Source organism: Polaromonas sp. P1_E1_2, from assembly GCF_056406035.1.
On record NZ_JBFUAZ010000564.1, the window covers coordinates 1 to 2791 of the forward strand.

Annotated in this window: 3 protein-coding genes and 1 pseudogene; 2 read left to right on the plus strand and 2 right to left on the minus strand. The window is 60.9% G+C overall.

Annotation, left to right across the window (positions count from 1 at the left end; translation table 11 throughout):
- Positions 1-275: pseudogene (locus AC1D1P_RS19905) on the plus strand (Bcr/CflA family drug resistance efflux transporter); the annotation flags it as partial.
- A gap of 15 nt (positions 276-290) precedes the next feature.
- Here the strand turns inward: AC1D1P_RS19905 and AC1D1P_RS19910 are convergent.
- Together AC1D1P_RS19910 and AC1D1P_RS19915 are read right to left on the minus strand one after the other, a co-directional pair.
- Positions 291-773, minus strand: coding sequence for a hypothetical protein (locus AC1D1P_RS19910; RefSeq protein ID WP_477668834.1), 483 nt, complete (start codon positions 771-773; stop codon positions 291-293).
- A 307-nt stretch (positions 774-1080) separates the two neighbouring features.
- Positions 1081-2004 (minus strand): LysR substrate-binding domain-containing protein, encoded by a 924-nt coding sequence (locus tag AC1D1P_RS19915; RefSeq protein WP_477668835.1) that lies wholly within the window; start codon positions 2002-2004, stop codon positions 1081-1083.
- 217 nt (positions 2005-2221) lie between these two features.
- Here AC1D1P_RS19915 and AC1D1P_RS19920 point away from each other — a divergent pair.
- The coding region (locus AC1D1P_RS19920) for a cation:dicarboxylate symporter family transporter (RefSeq protein WP_477674161.1) at positions 2222-2791 on the plus strand (570 nt) is incomplete at its 3' end.

Genomic DNA, 2791 nt, shown 5'->3' on the forward strand with positions numbered 1-2791 from the left:
CAGTGTTTGCATTCGGCTGGGCACTGATGGTGCCGGTTGTCACGCTGCTGGTGCTGGACCTTTATCCTGAACGGCGCGGCATGGCTTCTTCCCTTCAGGCCTTCGTGGGCTCAACCGCCAACGGCATTGTTGCCGGTGTCATCGCCCCGCTCACAATGCACTCCACCCGGGCATTGGCGGCAGTCTCGCTCGGGATGATGTGCATCGGGTTGGTTGCCTGGGTGTATCTGCATCACCGGTGGCCGGATATCGGCCGCTCCGCAACACCCGACTAGCGTGCAATACGCCTTTTAACGATCATTGACTCGCATGGGAAATTCCATGCCCTGCCCGATGCGTTGCACCACGTTGTTGCCGTCCAGATAAGCCCAGAAAAACATGGGCTGATCACTGTCTCGCCAGCGGTAAGTCATGATGTCGCCGGACCATGACGCTACACGGTCAATCTTTGCTGGCCGGCCAAATTCGCGTTCCATATCCGAGCGCATCCACTTGCCCGGCTGGATTCTTGAAAACTCTGCTGGCGTCAGGACCTCGCGGACGCTGATGACCCTGCCGGCGGCATCCAGATCTACCATCGTGGCGAACTGACCAAGCGGCTGGCCCGAATACTGCAGCCGGGTTCCCGCATCCAGCGGCACCACCCGGGACGGCGTTCCGCGAAGCGCGATGACGTTCTCGCGGGTCATGCCGGGCTTTATCGCTGTCAACGCGCAGCCGGCGGCACACAGCACCGCGACAACAAGACCGGAAACTAATTTAAATGCCCTCACGGTTACTCCTGCCTGAAATTTAATTGATTACGAGACTTGGGACTCAATCGCGGCCAGAACGTTCCCCGTGACACCTGCCCAACCGATCTTCCCTGCGCGGGCCGAATCACGGATTGTTGCATCATGCCGCACCCGCTGAAGGCGCCCGGACTGCCGCTGTCGTTGTTTCTGGCGCCCATGATGCAGGGCAACGGCTCGAAGCCGGGATTCAACGGATTGGACCAGGCCTCAAGCAAACTCGCCGACTCGTTTTGTACTGAGCCCKCCTGGGGGCCGAGGTGTTTGGTGTCCATGCACCCGCGCGCACTCAGGCTTTGTGCTGCCGCGCAAAAATTTTGGCCAGATCCAGGAAATTCTTTTCGGCCGGCGAATTACTGTCTTCCCGGCTCACCAGCGTGATAGGTGCCACCAGCGCGGGCCTGGCATTGGTGATACGGCAGTACACCACGCTCTCACGGTGAAAATCCTTCATGGATGCGGGAACCACGGAAACGCCCGCGCCCGCCGCGACCAGGCTGATATTGGTCAGCATGCGCTCCACCTCCAAGGCGATCCTGAGCGTGAAGCCCGCCTGTTCACAGGCTTCGATCAGATCCGAATACATGCCCGGTGCGCCGTGTCTGCGCACTAGAATGAACTGCTCATCAGCCAGGGATTTCAGATCAATGGCCGGCATCTTGCCCTTGGCGGCGCCCGCCACCAGCGCGTGACCCACCGGCAGAATCAGCAGCATCTCCTCTTCGAGCAAGGAAAAAAAGCTCACGCCACGCGGATGGCTTACGGGCGTGCGCAAAATCGCGACATTGACCTTGCCCCTGTCTATGCCCTCGGTCAGCTCGGCCGCATTGGCTTCCCTCAAATCCAGATGCACACCGGGATAAGCGCTGCGGTAGGCCCGGATAATCCCCGGAATAAGGGGATGGGCAGCGGCCGAACTGGTAAAGCCGATGGCCAGCGTGCCTTCAAAGCCCTGTGCGGCGCGCGCCGCGCGCGCCGATGCCTGCTCAACACTGCGCAGGATGGCCTGGGCTTCCTGCACAAATACGGCGCCCCCGGCCGTCAGCGCAGCGCCCTTGGGGTGGCGGCGGAACAATTCGAAACCCAGCTCTTCCTCCAGCAGCCGGATCTGGTGGCTCAAGGGCGGCTGCTGCATGTTCAAGCGCTCGGCGGCACGCGTGAAATGCTGCTCCTCGGCAACCATCAGGAAATAGCGCAGGTGTCTCAGCTCCATGGCGTCGGCCCATCTTTTTTAGGTATTGGAGGTCTTATTTCCGGATTTTATGCATATGCCCTCGACGGCGCGTGACGCCTTCGCGTCTTTACACGCGCCGTCCATCCGCAAAAAACAACCGTATGGCGCGGCTCCCGGGCTACGGTAGCCAAGCCGCCCGTAGACTGGGCGATAGATGATCAGAATTAGAAAAATACTTTGCCATCCCATTGCACAGATGGCTCTCGCCTTTGCCGCCGGCATGCTGTTGGGGAATTTTTTCCCCTCAGCCGGCGCGCTGATGAAGCCCCTAAGCGACGGCTTTCTGCGCCTGATCGGCATGCTGATCGGCGTGCTGATCTTTTGCCTGGTGGTGTCCGGTATCGCCAGCATGCGCAACCGGCTGCAGGCCACGCAGGTGGGCATCAAGGCCATCATCTACTTCGAGGCCATGACCTTGATCTCGCTGCTGGCGGGCATGCTGGGCGCCTTGCAGCTGGCGCCCGGGAAGGGTTTCGCGCCGGGTTTTACGGCTGACATCGCACAGCGCGTTGCACCTGCGCCGGCCACGGAAAGTACGACCGACTTTTTGCTCAACATCATCCCCCCGACATTTGCCAGCGCCTTCACCGGCAACAACAACCTGCAGATCCTGCTGCTGGCGCTCCTGTCGGGCATTGCACTGACGCGCGCGGGTGAACGCGGCCGCAGYCTGCTGGAGCTCATCGAAGCGACGCAACAGGTGTTGCAGGGCATGGTCGGCATGGTCCTGAAGCTGGCGCCACTTGCTGCCTTCGGTGCTGTGGCC

Excerpts from the sequence above, each read along its gene's own strand:
- AC1D1P_RS19915 (WP_477668835.1), bottom strand. The coding sequence starts at position 2,004 with ATGGAGCTGAGACACCTGCGCTATTTCCTGATGGTTGCCGAGGAGCAG.